Source organism: Nocardioides limicola, from assembly GCF_016827675.1.
Lineage (GTDB): Bacteria > Actinomycetota > Actinomycetes > Propionibacteriales > Nocardioidaceae > Nocardioides > Nocardioides limicola.
The window spans coordinates 47820-71941 of the sequence record NZ_JAERJA010000009.1; the positions used below are offsets into that span (position 1 = coordinate 47820).

General features: G+C 70.3%; 22 protein-coding genes. 13 read left to right on the plus strand and 9 right to left on the minus strand.

Annotated elements, in window-relative coordinates; all coding sequences use genetic code 11:
- Positions 1-81 precede the first annotated feature (81 nt).
- Entirely contained in the window at positions 82-2502 is a 2421-nt protein-coding gene (locus tag JKG67_RS14525) for a phosphoketolase family protein (protein WP_203338054.1), read from the plus strand.
- Complete coding sequence (locus JKG67_RS14530; protein ID WP_238998493.1) at positions 2502-3617, plus strand: acetate/propionate family kinase; 1116 nt, start codon at positions 2502-2504, stop codon at positions 3615-3617. The genes JKG67_RS14525 and JKG67_RS14530 overlap by 1 nt, the downstream gene beginning before the upstream one ends.
- Here JKG67_RS14530 and JKG67_RS14535 read toward each other — a convergent pair.
- Genes JKG67_RS14535 through JKG67_RS14560 form a run of 5 tightly spaced genes read right to left on the minus strand, consistent with a single transcriptional unit; the run spans position 3595 to position 8185 of the window.
- Positions 3595-4137, minus strand: coding sequence for an AAA family ATPase (locus tag JKG67_RS14535; RefSeq protein ID WP_203338055.1), 543 nt, complete (start codon positions 4135-4137; stop codon positions 3595-3597). The two genes, JKG67_RS14530 and JKG67_RS14535, sit on opposite strands and share 23 nt — an antisense overlap.
- The gene (locus JKG67_RS14540; RefSeq protein WP_203338056.1) at positions 4134-5819 is read right to left on the minus strand and encodes an NAD(P)/FAD-dependent oxidoreductase; all 1686 of its coding nucleotides are present in this window, start codon (positions 5817-5819) and stop codon (positions 4134-4136) included. The genes JKG67_RS14535 and JKG67_RS14540 overlap by 4 nt, the downstream gene beginning before the upstream one ends.
- Positions 5812-7305, minus strand: a complete 1494-nt coding sequence (locus JKG67_RS14550) for a cation:proton antiporter domain-containing protein (RefSeq protein ID WP_238998494.1) — start codon at positions 7303-7305, stop codon at positions 5812-5814. The genes JKG67_RS14540 and JKG67_RS14550 overlap by 8 nt, the downstream gene beginning before the upstream one ends.
- Before the next feature lie 3 nt (positions 7306-7308).
- The gene (locus tag JKG67_RS14555) at positions 7309-7530 is read right to left on the minus strand and encodes a cation:proton antiporter regulatory subunit (RefSeq protein ID WP_203338057.1); all 222 of its coding nucleotides are present in this window, start codon (positions 7528-7530) and stop codon (positions 7309-7311) included.
- A gap of 55 nt (positions 7531-7585) precedes the next feature.
- On the minus strand, positions 7586-8185 hold the full coding sequence (locus JKG67_RS14560) for a TetR/AcrR family transcriptional regulator (RefSeq protein WP_203338058.1): 600 nt from the start codon (positions 8183-8185) through the stop codon (positions 7586-7588).
- Positions 8186-8275: 90 nt separating this feature from the next.
- Between JKG67_RS14560 and JKG67_RS14565 the strand changes: the two genes are divergently transcribed.
- The 5 genes from JKG67_RS14565 to JKG67_RS14585 are packed head-to-tail and all read left to right on the plus strand — an operon-like array spanning position 8276 to position 13106.
- A complete protein-coding gene (locus JKG67_RS14565) occupies positions 8276-9028 on the plus strand; it encodes an SDR family oxidoreductase (RefSeq protein ID WP_203338059.1) in 753 nt (250 codons plus the stop codon).
- On the plus strand, positions 9028-9798 hold the full coding sequence (locus JKG67_RS14570) for an SDR family oxidoreductase (protein ID WP_203338060.1): 771 nt from the start codon (positions 9028-9030) through the stop codon (positions 9796-9798). The genes JKG67_RS14565 and JKG67_RS14570 overlap by 1 nt, the downstream gene beginning before the upstream one ends.
- Positions 9795-10778, plus strand: coding sequence for an NADPH:quinone oxidoreductase family protein (locus JKG67_RS14575; RefSeq protein WP_203338061.1), 984 nt, complete (start codon positions 9795-9797; stop codon positions 10776-10778). Before JKG67_RS14570 ends, JKG67_RS14575 begins: the two co-directional genes overlap by 4 nt.
- Positions 10775-11812: a phosphotransferase family protein gene (locus tag JKG67_RS14580; protein ID WP_203338062.1), complete on the plus strand. Its 1038-nt coding sequence runs from the start codon at positions 10775-10777 to the stop codon at positions 11810-11812. Before JKG67_RS14575 ends, JKG67_RS14580 begins: the two co-directional genes overlap by 4 nt.
- A 52-nt stretch (positions 11813-11864) precedes the next feature.
- Positions 11865-13106 (plus strand): acyl-CoA dehydrogenase family protein, encoded by a 1242-nt coding sequence (locus JKG67_RS14585; protein WP_203338063.1) that lies wholly within the window; start codon positions 11865-11867, stop codon positions 13104-13106.
- A 58-nt stretch (positions 13107-13164) separates the two neighbouring features.
- Here JKG67_RS14585 and JKG67_RS14590 read toward each other — a convergent pair whose 3' ends face one another.
- Both JKG67_RS14590 and JKG67_RS14595 read right to left on the minus strand, forming a co-directional pair.
- On the minus strand, positions 13165-13545 hold the full coding sequence (locus JKG67_RS14590; RefSeq protein WP_203338064.1) for a Rieske (2Fe-2S) protein: 381 nt from the start codon (positions 13543-13545) through the stop codon (positions 13165-13167).
- Between the two features lie 48 nt (positions 13546-13593).
- Positions 13594-13998 carry a DUF4383 domain-containing protein gene (locus JKG67_RS14595; RefSeq protein WP_203338065.1) on the minus strand — a complete coding sequence of 135 codons (405 nt, stop codon included), beginning with the start codon at positions 13996-13998 and terminating at the stop codon, positions 13594-13596.
- A gap of 135 nt (positions 13999-14133) precedes the next feature.
- On the opposite strand from JKG67_RS14595, the gene JKG67_RS14600 reads away from it, so the two are divergent.
- The 6 genes from JKG67_RS14600 to holA all read left to right on the plus strand — a co-directional run bounded on the left by JKG67_RS14600 (position 14134) and on the right by holA (position 22598).
- Complete coding sequence (locus tag JKG67_RS14600; RefSeq protein WP_203338066.1) at positions 14134-14592, plus strand: DUF2867 domain-containing protein; 459 nt, start codon at positions 14134-14136, stop codon at positions 14590-14592.
- A 166-nt stretch (positions 14593-14758) separates the two neighbouring features.
- A complete protein-coding gene (gene leuS / locus JKG67_RS14605) occupies positions 14759-17257 on the plus strand; it encodes a leucine--tRNA ligase (protein WP_203338067.1) in 2499 nt (832 codons plus the stop codon).
- Between the two features lie 277 nt (positions 17258-17534).
- Positions 17535-18401 (plus strand): DegV family protein, encoded by an 867-nt coding sequence (locus tag JKG67_RS14610; protein ID WP_203338068.1) that lies wholly within the window; start codon positions 17535-17537, stop codon positions 18399-18401.
- Positions 18402-18496: 95 nt separating this feature from the next.
- Positions 18497-19288, plus strand: coding sequence for a ComEA family DNA-binding protein (locus JKG67_RS14615; RefSeq protein WP_203338069.1), 792 nt, complete (start codon positions 18497-18499; stop codon positions 19286-19288).
- A gap of 4 nt (positions 19289-19292) precedes the next feature.
- On the plus strand, positions 19293-21608 hold the full coding sequence (locus JKG67_RS14620; protein WP_307816583.1) for a ComEC/Rec2 family competence protein: 2316 nt from the start codon (positions 19293-19295) through the stop codon (positions 21606-21608).
- A 12-nt stretch (positions 21609-21620) separates the two neighbouring features.
- On the plus strand, positions 21621-22598 hold the full coding sequence (gene holA, locus JKG67_RS14625) for a DNA polymerase III subunit delta (RefSeq protein ID WP_203338070.1): 978 nt from the start codon (positions 21621-21623) through the stop codon (positions 22596-22598).
- Between the two features lie 51 nt (positions 22599-22649).
- On the opposite strand, the gene rpsT is transcribed toward holA, so the two are convergent.
- A complete protein-coding gene (gene rpsT, locus JKG67_RS14630) occupies positions 22650-22910 on the minus strand; it encodes a 30S ribosomal protein S20 (RefSeq protein ID WP_203338071.1) in 261 nt (86 codons plus the stop codon).
- A gap of 223 nt (positions 22911-23133) precedes the next feature.
- Complete coding sequence (locus JKG67_RS14635; protein ID WP_203338072.1) at positions 23134-24078, minus strand: phosphotransferase family protein; 945 nt, start codon at positions 24076-24078, stop codon at positions 23134-23136.
- Positions 24079-24122 lie beyond the last annotated feature (44 nt).

Sequence of the window (24122 nt, forward strand, 5' to 3'; positions counted from 1 at the left end):
GAAGAAACCTACTCCCGTCCTTGCCCCGATGCGGCAGAGTGGAGAAGGACGTGCAATCGGCGCGCGAGTGGAGGGTGACGAATGCCACGGTCCGGAACCCAGGTGGCCAACCCGTTGACTGAGGCGGAGCTTGCCGCCATCGACGCGTGGTGGCGGGCTGCGAACTATCTGTCGGTCGGGCAGATCTACCTGATGGATAACCCACTGCTGCGGGAGCCCCTGAAACCGGAGCACGTGAAACCGCGACTGCTGGGACATTGGGGGACCACTCCGGGGCTGACCTTCGTCTACGCCCACCTCAACCGGGCCATCATGGCGCGGGGCCTGGACATGATCCACGTGATCGGCCCCGGGCATGGAGGGCCTGGAATCGCGGCCGCCGCCTACCTCGATGGCACCTACAGCGAGGTGTATCCCGACGTGTCCCAGGACGAGGCGGGACTGCGACGCCTGTTCAAGCAGTTCTCCTTCCCCGGCGGCATCCCCAGTCACGTCGCCCCGGATATCCCCGGCTCGATCCACGAGGGCGGGGAACTGGGCTACTCCCTGGCGCATGCCTACGGTGCGGCGTTCGACAACCCGGATCTGGTGGTCGCGGCGATTATCGGTGACGGCGAAGCCGAAACCGGCCCGTTGGCCGCGAGTTGGCACAGCACCAAGTTCGTGGACCCTCGCCGCGACGGTGCCGTGCTGCCCATCCTCCATCTCAACGGCTACAAGATCGCCAACCCCACGGTGCTGGCGAGAATCCCGCAGGACGAACTGGTGAGCCTGCTGCGCGGGTACGGACACGAACCCCATGTCGTGGCTGGGGGCGACCCTGAGTCGATGCACGGCGAGTTCGCCGCAGTCCTGGACAAGTGCCTCGACGACATCGCCGCGATCCAGGCGCATGCCCGAAGCTCGGGCGGGTCAGAGCGCCCACGGTGGCCGATGATCGTGTTGAAGACACCGAAGGGTTGGACCGGGCCCAAGGAGGTCGACGGCAAGGCTGTCGAAGGGTCCTGGCGGTCCCATCAGGTGCCCTTCGCCGACGCACGGACCGACGACGGTCATCGAGCGATCCTCGAGGAGTGGCTGCGTGGCTATCGGCCTGAGGAGTTGTTCGGGGCCGATGGGGCTCCTGTGCCTTCGATCCGGGACCTCCATCCGGCAGGACAGCGCCGGATGAGCGCGAACCCGCACGCCAACGGCGGCGTACTCCTGCAGGAGTTGAGGTTGCCGGACTTCCGCGAGTACGGCGTCCCGGTCGAGCGACCCGGCTCGGGGTCGGTCGAGGCCACCCGCGTCCTGGGGGCCTTCCTTCGCGATGTGATGGCTCAGAACGCTGAGACGTTCCGAGTCTTCTCGCCCGATGAGAACAACTCCAACCGACTCCAGGACATCCTCGAGGTCACCAACCGCACCTGGAACGCGCTGCGTGACCCAGGAGACGACCACCTCGCCCCCGATGGCCGGGTGATGGAGATCCTCTCCGAGCACACCTGCCAGGGCTGGCTGGAGGGCTACCTGTTGACAGGTCGACACGGGTTCTTCTCCTGCTACGAGGCGTTCATCCACATTGTCGGGTCGATGTTCAACCAGCACGCGAAGTGGTTGGACGCAGCCAACGCGATCGGGTGGCGGGCACCCATCGCGAGCTTGAACTACCTGCTGACCAGTCACGTATGGCGGCAGGACCACAACGGCTTCTCGCATCAGGACCCCGGTTTCATCGACCATGTCGTCAAGAAGAAGGCCGAGGTGGTCCGGGTCTACCTGCCGCCGGACGCCAACACGTTGCTCTCGGTGGCCGACCACTGCCTGCGCAGCAAGCAGTATGTGAACGTCATCGTCGCGGGAAAGCAGGCCGCGCTGCAGTACCTGTCCATGGAGGAAGCAGTCGAGCACTGTGCGGCCGGAGTCGGGGTGTGGCCGTGGGCGAGCACCGACGAGGGACACGAGCCGGACGTGGTGATGGCGTGTGCCGGCGACGTGCCGACGATGGAGACCCTCGCCGCAGTCGACCTTCTCCTCGGCTACTTCCCCGACCTGCGAGTGCGGCTGGTCAACGTCGTCGACCTGATGCGACTCCAGCCTCGCCACGAGCACCCCCACGGGCTCACCGACGAGGAGTTCGACGCCCTCTTCACTGCGGACAAGCCCGTCATCTTCTGCCACCACGGCTACCCGTGGCTCATCCACCACCTGGTCTACCGACGGACCAACCACGCCAACTTCCACGTACACGGCTTCAAGGAGGAGGGCACCACCACGACGCCGTTCGATATGACGGTGCTCAACGAGGTCGACCGCTACCACCTGGCGGTCGCGGCTGTTCGTCGGATACCCCGGCTGCGCGAACGAAGCGAGCCGGTCCTGCTGGAGTTGCAGGATCACTTGGCCACGCATCATGCCTACATTCGTGAGCATGGCATCGACATGCCTGAGGTACGGGCATGGGAATGGAGCCGCCCCAACGGCGAGGGCATCCGACCTGGTACGGCGATTCAGGAGCCGTGATGCGAGTCCTTGTCGTCAACGCCGGCTCCAGCACCCTGAAGCTCTCCGTCATCGAAGCGGACGGCGAGCGGACGTTCTCCCAGACGCTGGAGGGAGTCGCGGACGCCGACGACGCGGCGCTGGCGGAGTTCCTCGGTCGGATCGGTGACGTCGATGCGGTGGGTCACCGGGTCGTGCACGGCGGGGCTCGCTTCGTCGCGCCGACTCGGGTCGACGACGAGATGCTTGCCTATCTCGACTCCTTGACGGACCTGGCGCCTTTGCACAACGCACGCTCGGCCAGCGGGATCCGACTGCTCGCCAGGCTGCGACCGGACCTGCCAGCAGTGGCCACGTTCGACACGTCTTTTCACTCGACGCTGACTCCCGCAGCTCGCACCTACGCGCTGCCACGTGCCTGGAACGAACGGCACGGACTGCGGCGCTACGGCTTCCACGGCCTCTCGCACAGTCATGCGGCACGGGCGGGACCCGCCATCGCTGGAGTGACAGCGACGCCGGTGTCGAACACCCGGGTGGTGTCGTGCCACCTGGGATCGGGAGCGTCGGTGGCTGCGATCGTGGGGGGCCGCTCGGTCGACACGACGATGGGCTTCACCCCACTGGCCGGACTCGTGATGCAGACCCGAGTGGGATCGGTGGACCCGGGACTGCTGCTGTGGTTGCTCGACTCCGGCTCCGTGGGCATGCCGGAGATGGTTCATGCGCTCTCCCACGACGCGGGGCTGAAGGGACTGTCCGGGACCTCGGGGGATATGCGGGAAGTCTTGGCAGCCAGAGCCGGCGGCCACGCGGATGCCGTGCTCGCCTTCGATGTGTTCGTGCAGCAGTTGGTGCGCGAGATCGGGGCGATGGCGGCGAGTGCCGGCGGGCTTGACGTGCTGGTCTTCACCGGCGGCGTCGGTGAACACGTGCCGGAAGTGCGTACGGCGGCTGCGGCGTCGTTGGGCTTCCTCGGTGTCCGTCTCGACGAGGATCGGAACCGGGCAGCCTCAGCTGACGCGGACATCACCGCCGACGGAGCCGCCGTGCGGACCGTGGTCGTCACCGCCGCAGAGGACCTCGAGATCGCGCGCCAGACCCGTGATGCGCTCAGGCCAGGTGACCGAGGATGAACTGCACCCGTTCGGCAGCCGGCATCACCGGAACTCGCACCAGGGGACTCGGCAGCGCCGCGTAGACCTCGGTCAGCAGGTCGTGGATGCGCTGCTGGTCCGCGGCGTCCTCGGTCCGCGCATAGTCAGGGGCGAGTGGGAGCAGGTCGAGAACGAACGTCATCCGGTAGCGGGCGTGGTTGACGGCCTTGATCAGACGATCGTCGGGGGCGAGCCCCAAGAAGCGGTAGTAGGCCAGTGAGTCGGGGACCGCGCGATCGAGGAAGACGACCGCGTCCGGGTCGAGTGCGGCCTCCTGCTCCAGTTGCATCGCCAGAACCCCCTGCTGGAACTCGAGTTGCCGAGCGCGCACCTGCTCCGTGGTTCTGCCGGCGATGCGCTGCAGGTCGATGTAGTGACGTGCATGCTCGATCGTGGTCTGGTAGCCACGCTCGCGAAGGAGGTTCACGGTGGTGGTCTTGCCAGAGCTGGGGCCACCGGTGATCACGTACCAGTTGGTCGTGCGCGGGCCGTCGGTCATTGCGCGGCCGTGTCCCGATAGTGAGCCAGCCACGCATGCACCAGCGGGATCACCGAGGCCCCCTCGCCGCTGGCCGAGGCCACCCGCTTCATGGACCCGGCACGCACGTCGCCGACGGCGAAGATGCCCGGCACGGTCGTGGTCAGGCCCTCCGGTGGCAGTTCGTCTGGCCATCGGTCGCGGGGCACATCGCGGCCGGTGAGCACGAAGCCGTGCTCGTCCCGTCCCACCGTCTCAGGCAGCCAGCCGCAGTGCGGGGCGGCGCCGAGCAGAAGGAACAGGCCGCCGGCGGACACCTGCTGCCGTTCGCCGGTGGCGATCTCCTCCAGGGTCAGCCACTCGAGCCGCCCGTTGCCGCCGCCGTCGACGACCCTGCTGCCGGGCCGCACCGAGATGCCTGGATGGTGGTCGATCTCGTCGATCAGGTACTGCGACATCGTCTCGGCCAGGCCGTCGCGGCGGACCACCACAGTCACCGACCGGGCGAACCTCGCCAGATGGACGGCGGCCTGCCCGGCGGAGTTGCCGCCGCCGACCACGTAGACGTCCGCGCCCTGCATCTCCCGGGCGGCGGCCATCGCCGCGCCGTACTGCACTCCTCGGCCGACCAACGCCTCCAAGGGGTCCACCCTGAGTTTGCTGTACCGCACTCCCGACGCGACCACCACCGCCTTGGCGTGCACATCGCCGCCGTCGGTGCGGATCACGTGCGGATGCCCGGGGACCAGCCCCTGGACCTCGACGCCGGTGAAGAACTGGGTGCCGAACCGCAACGCCTGGTTGCGGGCGCGTTGGGCGAGCCGCATCCCGGAGATGCCGCGGGGGAAGCCGAGATAGTTGCGGATCATCGTGCTGGTGCCGGCCTGCCCGCCGATCGCCTCGACCTCCAGCACCACGGTGGAGAGCCCCTCCGAGGAGCCGTACACCGCAGCCGCCAGCCCCGCCGGCCCGGCACCCACGATCGCCAGGTCCACCTCTGTGGGCACGGACAGGTCGTCCGGTGGCCCGAACAGGGCCCGGGCCACCTCGCCCACCGACCGGGGGGTCAGCGCCTTGTCCAGCAGCCACACCAACGGCAGCGACGCCTCCGGACCCGCGGCCTCCCGCAGTCGACGGCCGGTCTCACTGTCGGCGGCGTGCACGGCGTTCGGTGCGCCCATCCGGTCCAGGTAGTCCCGGATCGCCACCGCGAGCGGATCCTGGGGCTCGGCGACGATCTGCGCGGTGACCACTTCGGGCTTGGCCACCGTGGAGCCCCAGTCGGAGAGCAGATCGGTGATGGCGTGGTGGAACTCCTCGTCGCGGACTCCGCGCGGCATCAGCAGATAGGCGTCGAAGGTGCCGGTCGCCATCCCCGGACGCAGCACCGGCGCTTCGGCGCGGAACCGCTCCACCGGCGACGTGATCATCCGTCGAGACGTGGGCACCCGGTCTCGCCACTGCGCCATCGCGGTGAGCACCGGTTGATCGGGGAGCAGTGAGTCGCTGACGAACAGTGCGATCGGCACCCCGGCGGTGATCAGCTCCTCGGTGAGGTCGAGGGCGTCGGCGGCCGAGCGCGCGGTGTGCAGGGAGTACTCGCGGGAGTAGCGCCAGAACTCGTCGAGCAGCCGGTCCGCGTGCTCGGCGGACACCACGATGATCGCTGGTGCCCCGCTGTCAGGGGTCGCGTTGTCAGTCATCGGCAGCTGCCGACGCGGGCCGGAAGACCGGCGGCTCGGGATCGGGGATCAGCACCCGGTCCGGGTAGCAGTAGCGCCAGTCCTCGCCCGGCTCCATCGACGCGATGCACGGGTGCCCCGACGCCTCGTGGTGGCCGGTGGCGTGCCGGTTCGTCGAGTCGTCGCAGCAGCCCACGTAGCCGCATCCCAGACAGACCCGCAGGTGCACCCACTCGTCGCCAGCCGCCAGGCAGTCGACGCAGCCCTCGGCGACCGGAGCGGCCGGACCGGCGTCGATGAGGTGGGCGCACGGTTCGGCCATCGTCTCCTGCTCCACGTACCGATAGCCGGCGAGTACGCCGGTGGGCATCGCCTTGGACAGGTGCCGGGACCTCGTCGACAGCAGCGGCCCGGCGAAGGCCAGGATCAGCACGTACAGCGCCACGAAGGGGCCGATCCGATCGTCGAGGCCGGCCGCGATCGCCATCGTGGCCAGGATCAGCGAGAACTCACCTCGGCCGACCAGCGCCAGGGCCGCATTGGTGGCGGCGCGTTGGTTGAGGCGGTAGATGCGGGCCAGCAGCAGGCCGCCGAGGGTGTTGGTGATGATCGTCAGCACCACGGCGGCGGCCACCGGCAGCGCGATCTCGCCCACGGCGTCGAGCGGGATGCTGGCGCCGAAGACGACGAAGAAGATCGCGGCGAACGCGTCGCGGATCGGCAGGATCAGCCGCTCCACCCGCTCCTTGACCGCGGTCCGGGAGATCACCAGACCGATCATCAGGGCACCGATCGCGTCGGAGACGCCGAGCATCTCGGCCACCCCGGCGACGAAGACGGCCAGCCCGATCACCAGCACGATCAACAACTCGTTGTCGTCGGAGCCGACCAGCATGCCGATCAGCTTCGCGGCGTACCGCGCGAGCAGGAAGAGGCCGATGATGAAGCCGAGCGCCACCCCGAACTGGAGCGCCGCCTCTCCGGCGGTCTCCGCGCCGCCGAGGAACGGCGCGAGCACGGCCAGGTAGACGGCCAGGAACAGGTCCTCGACGACGATCACGCCGAGGATCACCGGCGTCTCGGTATTGGCCAGGCGCCGCAGTTCGACCATCAGTTTGGTCACGATCGCCGAGGAGGAGATGCCGACCGCGCCGGCGATCACCAGCGCCTCGGCGGTGCCCCAGCCCAGCGCGAAGCCGAGCGCCAGCCCACCGCCGACATTGAGCCCGATGTAGCCGAACGCGGTGGCCAGCACCCGGCGGCCGCTCGACATCACCTGCTCCAGCGGGAACTCCACGCCCAGGTGGAACAGCAGCACGATCAGGCCGATGGCGGCGACCAGTTCGAGGGAGTGCACATCCGAGATCACCCCGAGGACGGAGGGACCCAGCAGGATCCCGGCGACCATGTACGACGGGATGGTCGGCAGTGCGAGCCGCCGACCACCGCGGGCCAGGGTGCCCGCTGCGAGGCCGGCGGCTCCGAGGGCAACCAGTTCAGCTGCCATCGGTCACTCGCTGAAGAAGCTGCCGGAGAGGATCGCCGCGGCCCGCCGCGCCTCCTGCTCGTCGAGCCGGATCACCGCGGTCGGCTCTGACGCGCCGGCCTCCAGCTCATAGATCTCGAAGTTGCCGTCCTTGAGTTCGAGCACCGCGAGCCGGTGCGAGCCACCGGCGATCTCGTACTTGGTGCCGATACCGAAGAGTTCCGTCTTGCGCACGGTGTGACTCATGCGCGCGAGTATCGCACAGCCCGGCGGTGCGACGTGGTGACGATGTGGCGGGTGCTCAGGTCCTGGCCCCGACGATCCTCAACGCCAGCTCGGCGTAGTGGTCGGCCAGCTCTGCGGGCGTCCACGGGGCGTCGGGGGAGTACCAGCGGGCGATGTCGATGCCCAGGGACAGGATGGCCGTGGCGGCGATCTTGACGTCCACGTCGAACACCTCGGCCCGGACGCCGTCGGTGAGGATCGCGCGCACCTCGACGTCGATCTGGTGCCGCAGTGTCTGGATCTCGGCCAGGTGGTCTGGGCTCAGGGCGCTCAGCTCGTAGTTGACCACCCGCGCGCCGATGTGTCCGCGGGCATGGTGCTCGACGAAGCCGCGCACCACCTGCAGCAGTTGCTGCACCGGGTCGTCGGAGGAGGTGCGGGCCGTGTGCACCAGGCCGAGGGTCTCCACGTGGCCTGTCAACGAGATCAGGTGCAGCAGCTCCTCCTTGGAGCGGTGGTGCACATAGAGCGCCGCGGGACTCATCCCGGCCGCGGCCGCGATGTCGCGGGTGGTGGTGCCATGGAAGCCCTTGGCCGAGAACGCCTGCACGGCGGCCTCCAGCAGTCGGGCCCTGGTGGCCTCTGCTCCCTTGACGTGATCGGTCACAGGCACCATGATGGGCCTAAGCAAGCGCTTAGTCAATGATTGTCCGAGGTTGAGGATCGGCCCTGGGCGGTCACGTCCGACACGTGGAGGCACAAAGCAGTGAGCAGGTTCGCAGGCAAGACCGCCATCGTCACCGGAGCCAGCCGGGGCATCGGGCTCGGCATCGCCGAGCGACTCGTCGCCGACGGCGCCACGGTGGTGATCACCGCCCGCAAGCCCGAGGCACTGGCCGAGGCGGTCGAGCACCTCGGCGGCCCCGAGAAGGCGGTCTTCGTCGCCGGACGCGCCGACGACAGCGACCACCAGGCCGAGACCGTCGCCAAGGCCATCGAGACCTTCGGCTCGGTCGACATGCTGGTCAACAACACCGGCATCAACCCGACGTACGGCCCGATGATCGACCTCGACCTCGACGTCGCCCGCAAGATCGTCGACGTCAACTGCATCGCCGCGATCTCCTGGTTGCAGCACGTGCACCGCGCCTGGATGCGCGAGCACGGCGGAGCAGTGGTCAACATCTCCTCGGTGGCCGGCACCAAGCCCGCCCCCGGCATCGGCATGTACGGCGCGTCCAAGGCGATGCTCGCCCACATCACCGCCGAACTCGCCGTCGAACTGGGCCCCGACATTCGGGTCAACGCCGTCGCTCCCGCCGTGGTCAAGACGAAGTTCGCCACCGCCCTCTACGAGGGCCGCGAGGAGGAGGTCGCCGCCACCTACCCGCTGAAGCGGCTCGGCGTCCCCGAGGACATCGCCGGCGTCGTCGCCTTCCTGCTCTCCGAGGACGCCGCCTGGCTGACCGGCCAACTGGTCGTCGTCGACGGCGGACTCACCCTCACCGGCGGCGTCTGATGACCGGCGTCGTCGTCACCGGTGCCGGCCACGGCATCGGCCGCGCGCTGGCCACCCGATTGGCCGCCGGTGGCATGCGGGTGGTCGTCAACGACCTCGACGCCGACGCCGCCCACCAGGTCGCCGCCGACATCGGTGGGTACGCCGTGCCCGGCGACGCCGCCGCCGAGGCCGGCGTCGCAGCCCTGGTCGCCGCAGCCCGGGAGCACCTCGGCAGCATCGACATCTGGTTCGGCAACGCCGGACTCGACCGCGGCCTGGGCCTGGACGCGGCCGAGGAGGACTGGGCGATCGCCCACGAGGTGAACGTGATGGCGCACGTGCGCGCCGCCCGACTGCTGATGCCCGACTGGCTCGCCGCCGGACGAGGACGCTACGTCGTCACTGCCTCGGCCGCGGGCCTGCTCACCATGCTCGGCAGCCCGGCGTACTCGGTCACCAAGCACGCCGCCGTCGCCTTCGCCGAATGGCTCTCGGCCACCTATCGCCACCGCGGCATCGTGGTCCAGGCGATCTGCCCCCAGGGAGTCCGCACCCGGATGCTCGAGGAGGCCGGGCCCCTGACCGAGATCCTCACCCGCGACTCCGCGCTCAGCCCCGAGCAGGTCGCCGAGGAGGTGTGGCGGGCGCTGCAGACCGAGGAGTTCCTGGTGCTGCCGCACCCGGAGGTGGCTGGCTACTACGCCACCCGGGCCACCGACACGGACCGGTGGCTGACCGGGATGAACCATCTGCAGCAACAACTCGACGCGAAGGGAGCGACCGGATGAAGGCATGGCAGGTCAACGCACTCGGTGAACCGGCCGAGGTGATGAGGCTCGTTGACGTCCCCGACCCCACCCCCGGCCCCGGCCAGCTGGTGGTCCGAGTGCTCGCCTCACCCGCGAACTTCCCCGACGCGCTGATGTGCCGGGGCCTCTACCAGGTCAAGCCCGACCTGCCGTTCACGCCCGGCGTGGAACTGTGCGGCGAGGTGACCTCCCTCGGCGAGGGCGTCACCGGCTTCGCCGTCGGCGACCGGGTGATCGGCGCCGCGGTGATGCCGCACGGCGGCTTCGCCGAGTCGGCAGTGATGGAGGTGGCCACCACCTTCGCCGCACCCGCCGCGCTCGACGACGCCCAGGCGGCCTCGCTCTACATCGGCTATCAGACCGGTTGGTTCGGGCTGCACCGCCGGGCCGGTATCCGCGAGGGTGAGACGCTGCTCGTGCACGCCGCCGCCGGCGGCGTCGGCAGCGCGGCCATCCAACTCGGGAAGGCCGCCGGTGCCACCGTGATCGGCGTCGTCGGCGGCGACGCCAAGGCCGCCGTGGCCCGCGAGCTCGGCGCCGACATCGTGGTCGACCGGCACAGTGAGGACTTCGTCGCGGTGGTCAAGGAGGCCACCTCCGGCCGCGGCGCCGACGTGATCTATGACCCGGTCGGCGGCGAGACCTACCAACGCTCCACCAAGTGCATCGCCTTCGAAGGCCGGATCCTGGTGATCGGCTTCGCGGGCGGCGACATCCAGTCCGCGGCCCTCAACCACGCGCTGATCAAGAACTACAGCATCGTCGGCCTGCACTGGGGTCTCTACAACCTCTTCGACCCCGCCGCGGTCGCCGAGTGCCACGCCGACCTGACCCGACTCGCCGACGCCGGCGTGGTCCGGCCGCTGGTCTCGGAGAAGCTCGAACTGGCAGCGGTCGCCGACGGCGTCCAGCGCCTCGCCGACGGTTCCACCGTGGGCAGGGTGGTGTACGTCGCATGACTGAGACCCCTGGCCTCGACCCCGCCGCCCTCACCGACTGGTGGCAACGCACCCTGCCCGAGTCCGCCCCACTGGCCGGCCCGCTGAGCGCCACCCTGATCGCCGGCGGCAAGTCGAACCTCACCTACCGGGTCAGCGACGGGCAGCAGAGCTGGGTGGTGCGGCGTCCCCCGCTCGGGCACGTGCTGGCCACCGCCCACGACATGTCCCGGGAGCATCGGGTGATCGCGGCGCTGGCCGACACCGGCGTCCCGGTGCCGACGGCGTACGCCTTCTGTGACGACCTGGACGTGCTCGGTGCGCCCTTCTACGTGATGGCCGACATGCCGGGCACGCCGTACCGCTCCAGCGCCGAGCTGGCCAAGCTCGGCCCCGAGCGCACTCGCGCGATCAGCACCGCCATGGTCGACGTGCTCATCGCACTGCACGGCGTGGACACGCACGTGGTCGGGCTGGCCGACTTCGGCCGCCCCGAGGGCTTCTTGACCCGTCAGGTGCGCCGCTGGAAGAAGCAGCTCGACGCCTCCCACAACCGCGAGCTGCCAGCGGCCGAGGAGCTGCACCGCCGCCTGGCCGAGACGTCTGAGGCCGCCGACGCCGCTGCCGCCTCCCGGATCGGCATCGTGCATGGTGACTTCCGCCTCGACAACCTGCTCGTCGACGACGACGACCGACCCACCGCGGTCCTGGACTGGGAGATGGCCACCGTCGGCGACACCCTCACCGACCTGGCCCTGCTGGTCGTCTACGGCCGACTGGCGGTGCTGCTGCCCGGTTCCGTCACCGACGTCTCCGCGGCGCCGGGCTTCCTCTCCGAGACCGAGATCATCGACCGGTACGCCGCGGCTCGCGACGTGGACGCGCCGGACCTGGGCTTCCACCTGGCCCTGGCCTCGTTCAAGCTCGCCACCATCGTGGAGGGCATCCACTTCCGCTACCTGCAGGGACAGACCGTGGGGGAGGGGTTCGACGGCATCGGTGCCGGCACCGTGCCCCTGCTCGAAGCCGGACTCGCCTCACTCGACCACCACTGAACCCCCTCGCTGACCCCATCTTGAACCCACCCTGAACCGACCGGGAGCCACCATGGACTTCGCGCACGACGCCCGCACCATCGAGCTCCAGCAGAATCTGCTGGACTTCATGGACAGCCACATCCACCCCGCCGAACCGGTCTTCGCCGAGCAGGTCGCCGCGCTGGAGAACAGGTGGGCCTGGTCGAGCGCCCCGGTGCTCGCCGAACTGCGTGCCGAGGCTCGCAGCCGCGGCCTGTGGAACCTCTTCCTCCCCGGCGAGGAAGGCGCCAAGCACGGAGGCGCCGGCCTCAGCAACCTCCAGTACGCCACCCTGGCCGAGATCACCGGTCGCGCCATCCAACTGGCCCCGGCCGTGCTCAACTGTGCCGCCCCGGACACCGGCAACTCCGAGGTGTTGGCCATGTTCGGCACCCCGGCGCAACAGGAGCAGTGGCTGGCGCCTCTGCTGGACGGCCGGATCCGGTCCGCGTTCGCGATGACCGAGCCGGCGGTGGCCTCCTCCGACGCCACCAACATCGCCACCTCGATCGTCCGTGACGGCGACGAGTACGTGATCAACGGCCGCAAGTGGTGGATCACCGGGGCGATGAACCCCGAGTGCGAGATCTTCATCGTGATGGGCAAGACCGACCCGACCGCCGACCGCCACCACCAGCAGTCGATGATCCTGGTGCCCCGGGACACCCCCGGAGTGGAGATCCTCCGCGGCATGGAGGTCTTCGGCTACGACGACCACGACCACGGCGGCCACGCCGAGATGGTCTTCAACGACGTGCGGGTGCCTGCCGCGAACCTGATCGGTGCGGAGGGTCAGGGTTTCGCGATCGCCCAGGCCCGGCTCGGCCCGGGCCGGATCCATCACTGCATGCGCTCCATCGGCCTCGCCGAGCGGGCGATCGAACTGATGTGCGCCCGGGTGGAGGACCGGATCGCCTTCGGTCGACCGCTCGCCGACCAAGGTGTGATCCGGGACTGGATCGCGGAGTCCCGGGTGCGGATCGAGCAGCTGCGACTGCTGGTCCTCAAGACCGCCTGGCTGATGGACACCGTCGGCAACAAGGGCGCCCACACCGAGATCCAGGCGATCAAGATCGCCACCCCGGCCACCGTGCAGTGGATCCTCGACAAGGCGATCCAGGCTCACGGCGCCGGCGGTCTCTCCCAGGACTTCCCCCTCGCTGCGGCGTACGCCGGCATCCGGACGCTGCGGTTCGCCGACGGCCCCGACGAGGTGCACAAGAACGCCCTGGCCCGCACCGAACTGCGACGGCAGGCCGCCGCCCGCGGCTGATCACACGCCCGCGGCTGGCCCCAGTGGGTCCAGTCGCGGGTCAGGTGGGTCGACCCGCTCACACCTCGACGTAGACGTCGTCCCCGTCGATGACCACCCGATAGGTGTCCAGCGGCGCTGGCTTCTTGCCCATCGCGATCAGCTTGCTCGACCAGCGGGGCACCTTCATGCCCGCGAACCCCGGCGTCCAATCGAGGTTCTCACCGGTGGCCAGGTCGAAGCGCGAGTTGTGCCACGGGCAGGTGACCTGCCCCCCGTCGTACTGGACACCCCCCGGCCCCTTGTTGAGCGGGAGCCCCAGGTGGGGGCAACGGTTCTTGGCGGCACAGACCTCGCCGCCAGCCCTCCCGACGACCACCGAGGTGCCCTTCACCTCGACGGTGTGCAGTTGCTCGTCGGCGAAGTCATCGACGCTTCCGATCCTGATCCGCTCCGGCATGGGCTGCCCCTTCGGTCGGTGGTAGCCCCCGTTCTACCACCTCCGGGCTCAGGCGTGCGCCGGGCTGCGCCGGTCCGCGGCCAGTCCGACGCCGAGCAGCACCGCGGCACTGCCCAGGTGCAGCGCGTGGTCCGCGCCGTTGAGGGCCAGGATGTTGAGGCTGCCGGAGCCGACCATCATCCCGACCACGCCGACGAGGAGATAGACAGCGCCCACGGTCGCGTTCACCGACTTGGAGGCCAGCGCGCCAGCCATCGCCGCGCCGATCAGCGCCACCCCGACGGCCAGGTGGACGATGTTGTGCAGCACGTTCACACCGAAGATGCCCAACAGCAGGCCTCCCTCGTGGCCTGCCATGTCGTGCCCGCCGGTGACAGTGAACCCGAGCAGGCCGACGACGATGTAGATGGCCCCGAAGGCCAGGCCCACCTTCTGGTTGATGGTCCGGTTCATGGCTGATCACTCCCAGTCATCGTCGGGCAGGCCTGATGCGCTGCCCGTCTGCTGGGGGATTCGGAGTGCCCCAGGCAACGGATTGGTGGCCACGGTGAGTTGGTGCCGGCACAGTCCGGCGGCCAGAGTGGACCCATGGAGCCAGCCTTCAGGTCCCTCGCGCTCGCCGACATCGCCCGGCCCGACTTCGTCGACCTGGTGGCGATTCCGCTGCCGCCGGGAGCCGACCTCGATCCGGCCCGGTGGGCCGAGACCGTCTTCGCGGTCGGGTCCGCACCAGGGTGGGTGCGACTGCTCTTCGGGATCCGGCAGGCGCTGGTCAGGCTGATCGGGGTGGACCGGGGCGAGGCGTCGGTCTTCGCCGTCGACACCGTGGTCGGGGAGGAGGCACTGATCCGTGCGGACGACCGCCACCTCGACTTCCGCTGCGGCGTGGGTGTCGACCCGACGGCCGGACTGGTGCGGGTCACCACGGTGGTGCGCCTGCACGGCTGGCGGGGACGGCTCTACTTCGCCCCGGTCAAGGTGGTGCATCCCCTGGTGGTGGCGGCCATGCTCAAGCGGGCCGCGCGGGTGATGGCTGCCGCGGGCTGATCACCCGCAGCGCCGGAGGGGTACCATGGGCAGGTGAGCACGTCGTACCTGCTTCTTCACCACCCGCGCTGATCGCCGATCGCGCGGGTACCCCTCTGTGGAGGGGTTTTTTTGTGGCTCCGTGGGCTCGGAGCCGAAGGATCAGGACCAGTCGAGGAGACCAGAGATGACGCAGGACCAAGCGGTGACGTATGACGTCGAGGCGATCCAGGCCAAGTGGCAGCAGGTCTGGGCCGACCTCGACCTGTTCACCGCCGAGGACCGCGCGGTCGACGAGAAGCCGAAGCTGTACGCGTTGACGATGTTCCCCTACCCGTCAGGGGACCTGCACATGGGGCACGCCGAGGTCACCGCGCTGCACGACGTGATCGCCCGGTACGGATGGCTGCGCGGCTACGAGGTGCTCAACCCGATGGGGTGGGACTCCTTCGGCCTGCCCGCTGAGAACGCGGCGATCCGCAACGACGAACACCCGGCCACCTACACCTACGCCAACATCGAGACGCAGGCCTCCTCGTTCCGCAACTACGGGCTGAGCTTCGACTGGAGCCGGCGGCTGCACACCTCAGACCCGGAGTACTACCGGTGGACGCAGTGGCTGTTCCTGAAGTTCCGGGAGCGTGGGCTGGCCTACCGCAAGTCCTCGCCGGTCAACTGGTGCCCGGTCGACCAGACGGTGCTGGCCAACGAGCAGGTCGTCGACGGGGCCTGCGAACGCTGCGGCGCCGAGGTCACCAAGCGTGAACTGACCCAGTGGTACTTCAAGGTCACCGACTACGCCCAGCGACTGCTGGACGACATGGAGCACCTGGAGGGCCGCTGGCCGGAGCGGGTGCTGACGCTGCAGCGGAACTGGATCGGCCGCTCCACCGGCGCCCAGGTGCAGTTCCGGATCGAGGCGCCGCACCTGGAGGACTCCTCTCGCACCGTCGGGGTCTACACCACCCGGCCCGACACCCTGTTCGGAGCCACCTTCATGGTGGTGGCCGCCGACGCGCCGCTGGCTGCGCAGCTGTGTGCCCCCGAGCAGCGGGAGGAGTTCGAGGCGTACCTGGCCGAGGTCCGCAAGGAGTCCGACATCTCCCGGCTGGCCACCGACAAGCCGAAGACCGGCGTACCGCTGGGCGTGGAGGCGATCAACCCGGTCAACGGCGAGCGGATCCCGGTGTGGGCCGCCGACTATGTGCTGGCCGACTACGGCACCGGCGCGATCATGGCGGTGCCCGCGCACGACCAGCGCGACCTGGACTTCGCTCGTGCCTTCGACCTGCCGGTACGCCGGGTCGTGGACACCGGCGATCCGAACCCGGAGGAGACCGGGATCGCCACCGCCGGTGACGGTGTGTACGTGAACTCGGCCAGCGACCTGGCCACCCTGAACGGGCTGACCGACAAGACGGCCGGCATCAACAGCATCGTCGCCGCCCTGGAGGAGACCGGTGCCGGCACCGGCGCCGTCAACTTCCGGTTGCGGGACTGGCTGCTGAGCAGGCAACGGTTCTGGGGTTGCCCGATCCCGATCGTGCACTGCCCCGACTGCGGCGAGGTCGCTGTCCCCGAGGAGCAGTTGCCGGTGGTGCTGCCCGACCTCAAGGGCGCCGACCTGAAGCCGAAGGGTGTCTCGCCGCTGGCGGCAGCCACCGACTGGGTCAACGTAGCCTGCCCCGACTGCGGGGGCGACGCGAAGCGCGACTCCGACACGATGGACACCTTCGTGGACTCGTCCTGGTACTTCCTGCGCTACTGCTCGCCGGAGTACACCGACGGCCCGTTCGACCCCGAGGCGGTGCGCCGCTGGGGGCCGGTCGACCAGTACGTCGGCGGTGTCGAGCATGCGGTGCTGCACTTGATGTACTCGCGCTTCTTCACCAAGGTCCTGCACGACATGGGGATGGTCGACTTCATCGAACCCTTCTCGTCGCTGCTGAACCAGGGTGTGGTGATCAACAAGGGCAAGAAGATGAGCAAGTCGCTGGGCAACGGCGTCAGCCTGGGGGAGCAGCTCGCCGAGTACGGCGTGGATGCGATCCGGCTGACCCTGGTCTTCGCCGGTCCGCCCGAGGACAACATCGACTGGGCCGACCTGTCGCCCGGTGGCGCGTTGCGGTTCCTGCAGCGGGCGTGGCGCCTCTCCGGCGACGTCACCAGCGAGCCTGGCGTCGACCCTGCCACCGGAGATGTGGCCCTGCGCAAGGTCACCCACCGGACCGTCCACGACGCCGCGGAGCTGATCGAGGGCATGCGGTTCAACGTGATGGTGGCCCGGGTGATGGAGCTGGTCAACGCCACCCGGAAGGCGATCGACTCCGGCGCCGGTGGTGCTGACCCGGCGGTGCGCGAGGCCGTCGAGGCGGTCTCGGTGCTGCTGTCGCTGGTCGCGCCGTACACCGCCGAGGAGATGTGGGAGCGGCTGGGGCATGCCCCCGGCATCGCCCGCACGTCGTGGCCGGTGGTCGATGAGTCGCTGCTGGTGGCCGAGGCGGTCACCGCCGTGGTCCAGGTCCAGGGCAAGGTCAAGGCGCGGCTGGAGGTCTCCCCGGAGATCCCCGCGGACGAGCTGGAGCGGCTGGCGTTGGCCGATGAGACGGTGCAGAAGGCGATCGACGGCCGGGCGGTGCGCAAGGTGATCGTGCGCGCCCCCAAGCTGGTCAACGTCGTCGTCTGACCCCACCCAACCCCGCTGGTCGAGTGCCGCCCCCCCCCGCTGGTCGAGTGCCGCCGAGGAACGAGGCGGTGTATCGAGGCCACCCCCCCGCTGGTCGAGTGCCGCCGATGCCTCGGTGGTCGAGTGCCGCCGAGGAACGAGGCGGTGTATCGAGGCCACCCCCACCCCGCTGGTCGAGTGCCGAGATGTGACACTTCGGCCCGCCATTTCGGCTACTTCGGCCGTCGAGATGTGACACTTCGGCGGGGGAGGGAGGGGCAGCCGATAGCCTTCCGTCATGGTTCGCAGCATCGCTCTGGTCACTGACTCGACTGCTTCGCTGCCTGCTGAGGTCGCCGAGGCGCGGGAGATCCACGTGGTGCCCCTGCAGGTGGTGATCGGGGCGACGGCGTACGACGAGGGCGGAACCGACGGGGCGACCCCGGACCGGGTCGCCGAGGCGCTGCGGGAGCGGGCGCCGGTGAGCACCTCACGGCCAGCCCCGGCCACCTTTGCGCAGTGCTACGCCGAACTGGCCGCTGCGGGCGCCACCGAGATCGTCTCGGTGCACCTGTCGGCAGAGATGAGCGGCACCTACGAGTCGGCCTGCTTGGCCGCCAAGGATGCCCCGGTGCCGGTCACCGTCGTGGACAGTCGGCAGGTCGGCATCAGCACCGGGTACGGAGTGCTCGCGGCTGCCGACGTGCTGGACGCGGGTGGGTCGGCAGCTGACGCGGCCACGGCCGCCCGGGAGCGCTGCGCCGCGACCACGTCGCTGTTCTACGTGGACACCCTGGAGTACCTGCGCCGTGGTGGTCGGGTCGGGGCCGCCGCCGCGCTGCTGGGCAGCGCCCTGGCAGTCAAGCCGCTGCTGGCCATCGACGAGGGCAAGGTGGTGCCGCGCGAGAAGGTGCGGACGGCCACCAAGGCCCTGGCTCGCCTCGTGGACCTGGCCGTCGAGGCGGCCGACGAGCACCAGGTCGAGGTCACCGTGGCCCACCTGGCGAACCTGGATCGTGCCGAGCAACTCTCCGAGGCGCTGCACGAGCGTCTCGAGGACAACCTGGCCGGCCGGCAGATCGACTGTGGCGAGGTAGGTGCCGTCCTGGCGGCCCATGTGGGGCCGGGCATGGTGGCGGTGAGCGTGGCTCCGCTTCTCGACTGACCTGACCGCGCCACTTGTCGCCCGGCGGCCTGTGGATTCCACAACTGCCCCCAGACCCGGCTGCCGGCGGCGCTCGACCTGCCTAACGTCGGACCATGTCCAACCGACGCAGTGAGGTGGTGGCGCAGCGACTCGAGTCGCTGCGGCGGGATCTGGCCCACGGAAGCCAGCCGACCCCCGAGGTCACCCACACCGCGATCCGGGAGACGCCCGTCGAGCAGCCGGCATTGCCTGCTGCGGAACCGCTGCCCGCCGGCCCCGCCCCGTGGTGGCCCGAGACGTTGCGCGGCCGGGTCTCACTCACCCCGGCCCACCTGGCAGCCCTGTGCTTCGTGGTCGCCTTCTCGCTCGGCCTGGCCGGCTGGTGGGTGGTCCGACACGTCGGTCAGCCCGCCGAGGTCCAGGTGGTCCCGGTGGCAGCCACCGACTCCGCGGACGCTCCGCTGGTCGACGTCGCGCCCACGGACACCGAGCTGGTCATCGACGTCGCCGGCAAGGTTCGGCGCCCCGGGGTGGTGGTGTTGTCGCCGGGCGCTCGGGTGATCGACGCCATCGACGCCGCCGGCGGCGCCCGCAAGGGAGTGGATCTGACCCCGCTGAACCTGGCCAGGCCACTGACCGACGGGGAGCAGGTGCTGGTCGGGGTGGAGGCTCCCGCCGGTGCCGCCGGGGCCACGACCACACCCGGCGGGGGCACCCTGGTGAACCTCAACACCGCCGACCAGGCCACCCTGGAGACGTTGCCGGGTGTCGGCCCGGTGACCGCGGCGGCCATCATCGACTGGCGTACCGAGAACGGCTCCTTCACCCGAGTGGAGGAACTGGTGGAGGTGTCCGGGATCGGTCCGGCGACGCTGGCGAAGCTCCGCGACCGGGTGACGGTGTGAGCGAGTGCCCGAACTCGCCGAACCCGGGTCACCGGCCCGTGACCTGCGGATGCCGGTGCTCGGTCTCGCCGCCTGGGCCGGCGGGCTCGCCGCGTTGTTGCTGCCCACCGCCGGGCTGCTGGCGGCCTTCGGCGCGGTAGCCCTGGGCGGCTGGCTGCTGTCCCGCCGGATCGGCGGCGCCGCCGTCCTGGCCTGGCTGCTGCTCGCGGTCGCCGTCGCGGTCTGCGCGCTGCTGCGGGGGGAGGTGCTGGCCGCCTCACCGGTCACCGAGGCGGCGGACCGGCAGGCCGTGGCGACCCTCGAAGCCCGGGTGACCATGGACCCCCGGCTACGGGACGGGCGGCACGGCCCCTACGTGGTGCTCCGCGCCCAGGTCACCACCCTGACCGCCCGCGGCGCCAGCCACCGGTTGGGTGCGCCGGTGCTGGTGGTCGCCGAACCCGAGTGGCGGCAGGTGCCGATCGGATCGCTGATCCGGTTCACCGGCCGATTGGACGCCGCCGACGGTCCTGACTTGGCGGCGATCGTCCGGGCCAGATCGGCGCCGGAGGTGCTGGAGCGGCCGGCCTGGCACTGGCGGGTGAGCACCCGGATCCGTGAGTCGCTGCGACGATCGGTGGCCCACACCGGCCCCGGCCCCAGCACCCTGGTGCCCTCCCTGGTGGTCGGCGACGACGAGGGGATGCCCGAAGAACTCGCCGACGACTTCCGGGCCACCGGGCTGACCCACCTGCTGGCGGTGTCGGGAACCAACCTGACCATCGTGGTCGGCAGCATGCTGATCGTGGCCCGCTGGTCGGGGGTGCGCGGTCGGGGCTTCTACATCGTGGGAGCGGTCGGCATCGTCGGGTTCGTGGTCCTGTGCCGGGGCGAACCCAGTGCCCTGCGGGCCGCGACCATGGGCGCGGTGGCGCTCATCGCGATGGGCAGGAACGGTCGCGAGCGAGGCACCCGCGCCCTGGGCGCGGCGATGGTGGGGCTGCTGCTGGTGGAGCCCTGGCTGGCCACCAACCTCGCCTTCGTGCTGTCGGTGCTGGCCACCGGCGGCATCCTCTTCCTGGCCCCGGTGTGGCGCGACGCCATGATGCGTTGGCTGCCCCGCTGGCTCGCCGAGACCATCGCCGTACCCGCCGCTGCCCAGATCACCGTCACCCCGGTGATCGCGGGCATCTCCGGCCAGGTCAGCCTGGTCGCGGTGGCCGCCAACCTGATCGCCGGCCCCGCCGTCGCCCCGGCCACGGTGCTCGGCCTGGTGGCCGGACTCCTCGGGGTGTTCTGGCCCACCGGGGCCGCACTGCTGGGCAGCCTGGCCGGCTGGTCGGGTGGCTGGATCATCGGCATCGCCCACCGCGGCGCGGCGCTGCCGATGGCGGCCGTCGAATGGCAGGTGGGGGCGGTGGCGATGCTGCTGCTGACCGCGCTCTGCGTGCTGATCGCTCTGGCCACCCCCCACCTGCTCGGGCGCCGCGACACCGGTCTTGCGGTGATGGCCCTGACCTGCGTGCTGGTCGCGGTGCCGTTGCCCACGGTGCTGCCCTCGGCGTGGCCGCCGGCGGGCTGGACGGTGGTGGCCTGCGACGTCGGCCAGGGCGACGGCTACGTGCTCCGGGTCGGTGAGCGGGCAGCCGTCGTGATCGACGCCGGGCCCGAGCCGGGTCCGGTGGACCGGTGCCTGCGTCGGCTCGGGATCAATCAGGTGCCGGTGCTGATGCTCACCCACTTCCATGCCGACCACGTGCGCGGCCTGGCCGGCGTACTCCGTGGCCGCGAGGTCGGTGAGATCTGGGTGACCGGCTACGCCGAACCCGCGGAGAACGCCGGCTGGGTGGCCGAGACGGCGGCGGCCCACGACGTCGCGGTCCGGGTGCCGGACTATGGGGAGAGCGCCCGGATCGGGGCGGCGACCCTGCAGGTGGTGGCGCCGCGGTCGGGGGTGGTGCGGACCGCCGGAGGAGCCGAGAGCGGCCCCAACAACGCCAGTCTGGTGCTGTACGCCGAGCGCGACGGTGTCCGGATGCTGTTCACCGGCGACATCGAACCCGCCGGCCAGGGTGACCTGGCTGCGGCCATCCCCACCCTGGACATCGACCTGCTCACCGTCCCGCACCACGGCAGCGCCCGCCAGGACGTCGACTTCCTGCTCTCCCTCGGGGCGGGCATCGCCCTGGTCTCGGCGGGGGAGAACAACTACGGCCATCCGGACCCCGGCGTGCTGGCGGCACTGGTGGCGGCCGGAGTCGAGGTGTACGTGACCCGTGACGCCGGCTCGGTGGCGGTCGCCCCCGGGGAGCAGGGGCTGCGCGTCGTCGGTGACGGATAGGGTGGCCCCACCATGGCAGGTCCACGCGCAGCAGACGTTCTCGGCCGGGTCACCCTGGTGGTCGGCAAGGAGGAGTTCCTCAACGACCGCATCGTCACCCAGGTGCGGGAGGCGGTGCGCGGCCACGACCCGGAGGCGGAGTTCAGCAGCACCACCGCGTCCGGGATGGAGGCCGCCGATCTGGGCGACCTCGCCGCCCCCTCACTCTTCTCCGCGATCCGGTGTGTGGTGGTGACCGACCTGGCCAGCGTGAACGCCGACGCCGCCGACGGCCTGATCGAGTACGCCGCCGCCCCCGCCGACGACGTCGCGCTGGTGCTGGTCCACGACGGTGGTCAGCGAGGGTCGGGCGTGCTCACCAAACTCCGCAAGTTGCCCACCGTCACCGAGGTCAAGCCGGTCGGGCTGAAGCCGTCGGAGTTGCCGGGGTTCGTGGCCGCGGAGATCCGCAGCCGCGGCGCCAGCATCGACCAGGCGGCCTCGGAGGCTCTGATCTCCGCGGTCGGGCAGGACCTGCGCTCGCTGGCCGCCGCGGCCCGGCAGCTCGCCAGCGACTGCGCCGGCCAGAAGGTGACCGTCGAACTGGTCGGCCGCTACTTCGAGGGCCGCGCCGAGGCCAAGTCCTTCGCGGTGGCCGACCACGCGTTCTCCGGCCGGCGTGCGGCAGCCCTGGAGGAGTTGCGCTGGGCGTTGGAGGCGGGCACCGCCGCGGTCCTGGTCACCTCCGCCTTCGCGGGCAGCGTCCGGGGTCTGGCCCGGCTCAAGGGAGCCCCGCGGGGGGCTCGGGACGCCGACCTGGCCCGCGACGTGGGAGTGCCCCCGTGGAAGCTGCGGACCCTGCGGGATCAGGTCCGTGGCTGGTCGCCCGAGGACCTGGCCGCGGCCGTCCGTGCGGTGGCCACCGCGGACGCCGACATCAAGGGCGCCGCCAGCGACCCGGCGTACACGCTGGAGCGACTGGTGCTGACGATCACCGACCTGCACGGCTGAGAACGACGAAGCCCCCGTCGCACAACGACGGGGGCTTGCGTGTGAGCTGACTCAGAGAGAGGCAGCCTTCTTGGCGATCGACGACTTGCGGTTCGCCGCCTGGTTCTTGTGGATGACGCCCTTGGACGCGGCCTTGTCCAGCTTCTTGCAGGCGTCGCGGCCGGCGGTCAGAGCGGTGTCCTTGTCGCCCGCCTCGGCGGCCTCACGGAACTTGCGGATCGCGGTCTTCAGGCCGGACTTGACGGCCTTGTTGCGCTCGTGGCGCTTCTCGTTCTGCTTGTTGCGCTTGATCTGCGACTTGATATTCGCCATGTGACGTATGAGTCCTTCGGGGTTTGTGAACAGGGTTGCGCTCTTCCCGGCCTCTCGTGGGGTGAGAGGGGAGAGGCCCATGAACACGCGACCAACAAGCCTAGCAGCGTCACTGCGCCCCCCAAAATCCCGCCGAAGTGGGGTTTGTGGCCGGCCGAGGTGGGGCTCGTGGCCACGCGAGGTGGGGCTCGTGGCCGCGCGAGGTGGGGTTTGTGGCCCCGCCTCAACTGCTCCAGCCGCGCCGCTCCCCGAGCCAGCCCCACACCACGTCCCGCTGCCAGGCCTGGATCCGCCGCAGATGCGGTGAGTTCGGGGGTCCGGGCTGGTCCGCGGCGGTGAAGAAGTAGGCGGCGAGCAGGGCCAGCACCGTGTCGATGTCCTCGGCGGGCACCTCGCCCAGCAGGGGATGCTCGCGCAGGTGCGCCTCGACGTCGAAGCCGTCGCCACGGGGACCGATCAACAGCAGGAGGGAGTCGAGCCAGGCAGCGCCGCGACACGGCCAGTTCCAGTCACACAGCAGCACCGATCCGTCCGGGCGCACCAGCAGGTTGTCGTCCCGCACGTCGGTGTGTACGACGGTGTCCCCAGCGGTCACCTCGACGTGCCGGGCCGTCAGCGCAGCCGCCTCCGCCACCTGCCACGGGGGCAGCTCGGGGTGCCCGGCACCGATCCGCGGCCACAACGGCGCGGCCTGCGCGAAGTCCTCGGCGAAGGTCGACAACCCGAGTCCCTCGGCCGGAGTCAGCACCTCGGCGGCCGCGACGAGCATCTGCGAGGCAGCAGCCACCTCCTCGCCGACCCAGGGCCGGTGTGGCGCCCGGGCCTCGACGTACTCGAAGCCGAGCACCACCCAGTCCTCGTCCCGGTGGCTCCAGTCGAGCCGCGGCGCCGGAGTCTCCGCCGGCAGCAGCTCCAGCTTGCGAACCTCTTCGGCGTACGCCTCGGCCGTTTGACGCTGTGCCTTCACCGAGGCTGCCTTCACGAAGTGGCGGGTCCCGTCGGCGCAGGTCAACACCGACGCGAAGCCGGGCGTGAAACCCGCGTTGCGCGACTCGGCGCTCTGCACCGACGATCCACACCGCGCCGCGATCAGGTCCCGGATCCGCGGTGGCAGGAACTGCCACTCCAGTCGGCGGGCGGTGTTGCCGTGGGGGAACGGGTCGGCCATAGCGGCATCCTTCCCGACGGCCCGGTCGCGACGAAACCCGGTTG

Excerpts from the sequence above, each read along its gene's own strand:
- JKG67_RS14600 (WP_203338066.1), top strand. The coding sequence starts at position 14,134 with ATGGAGCCAGCCTTCAGGTCCCTCGCGCTCGCCGACATCGCCCGGCCC.
- leuS (WP_203338067.1), top strand. The coding sequence starts at position 14,759 with ATGACGCAGGACCAAGCGGTGACGTATGACGTCGAGGCGATCCAGGCC.
- JKG67_RS14555 (WP_203338057.1), bottom strand. The coding sequence starts at position 7,530 with ATGAGTCACACCGTGCGCAAGACGGAACTCTTCGGTATCGGCACCAAG.
- JKG67_RS14610 (WP_203338068.1), top strand. The coding sequence starts at position 17,535 with ATGGTTCGCAGCATCGCTCTGGTCACTGACTCGACTGCTTCGCTGCCT.
- JKG67_RS14560 (WP_203338058.1), bottom strand. The coding sequence starts at position 8,185 with ATGGTGCCTGTGACCGATCACGTCAAGGGAGCAGAGGCCACCAGGGCC.
- JKG67_RS14590 (WP_203338064.1), bottom strand. The coding sequence starts at position 13,545 with ATGCCGGAGCGGATCAGGATCGGAAGCGTCGATGACTTCGCCGACGAG.
- JKG67_RS14550 (WP_238998494.1), bottom strand. The coding sequence starts at position 7,305 with ATGGCAGCTGAACTGGTTGCCCTCGGAGCCGCCGGCCTCGCAGCGGGC.
- JKG67_RS14570 (WP_203338060.1), top strand. The coding sequence starts at position 9,028 with ATGACCGGCGTCGTCGTCACCGGTGCCGGCCACGGCATCGGCCGCGCG.
- JKG67_RS14635 (WP_203338072.1), bottom strand. The coding sequence starts at position 24,078 with ATGGCCGACCCGTTCCCCCACGGCAACACCGCCCGCCGACTGGAGTGG.
- JKG67_RS14525 (WP_203338054.1), top strand. The coding sequence starts at position 82 with ATGCCACGGTCCGGAACCCAGGTGGCCAACCCGTTGACTGAGGCGGAG.
- JKG67_RS14615 (WP_203338069.1), top strand. The coding sequence starts at position 18,497 with ATGTCCAACCGACGCAGTGAGGTGGTGGCGCAGCGACTCGAGTCGCTG.
- JKG67_RS14530 (WP_238998493.1), top strand. The coding sequence starts at position 2,502 with ATGCGAGTCCTTGTCGTCAACGCCGGCTCCAGCACCCTGAAGCTCTCC.
- JKG67_RS14595 (WP_203338065.1), bottom strand. The coding sequence starts at position 13,998 with ATGAACCGGACCATCAACCAGAAGGTGGGCCTGGCCTTCGGGGCCATC.
- JKG67_RS14575 (WP_203338061.1), top strand. The coding sequence starts at position 9,795 with ATGAAGGCATGGCAGGTCAACGCACTCGGTGAACCGGCCGAGGTGATG.
- JKG67_RS14580 (WP_203338062.1), top strand. The coding sequence starts at position 10,775 with ATGACTGAGACCCCTGGCCTCGACCCCGCCGCCCTCACCGACTGGTGG.
- JKG67_RS14585 (WP_203338063.1), top strand. The coding sequence starts at position 11,865 with ATGGACTTCGCGCACGACGCCCGCACCATCGAGCTCCAGCAGAATCTG.
- JKG67_RS14535 (WP_203338055.1), bottom strand. The coding sequence starts at position 4,137 with ATGACCGACGGCCCGCGCACGACCAACTGGTACGTGATCACCGGTGGC.
- JKG67_RS14540 (WP_203338056.1), bottom strand. The coding sequence starts at position 5,819 with ATGACTGACAACGCGACCCCTGACAGCGGGGCACCAGCGATCATCGTG.
- rpsT (WP_203338071.1), bottom strand. The coding sequence starts at position 22,910 with ATGGCGAATATCAAGTCGCAGATCAAGCGCAACAAGCAGAACGAGAAG.
- holA (WP_203338070.1), top strand. The coding sequence starts at position 21,621 with ATGGCAGGTCCACGCGCAGCAGACGTTCTCGGCCGGGTCACCCTGGTG.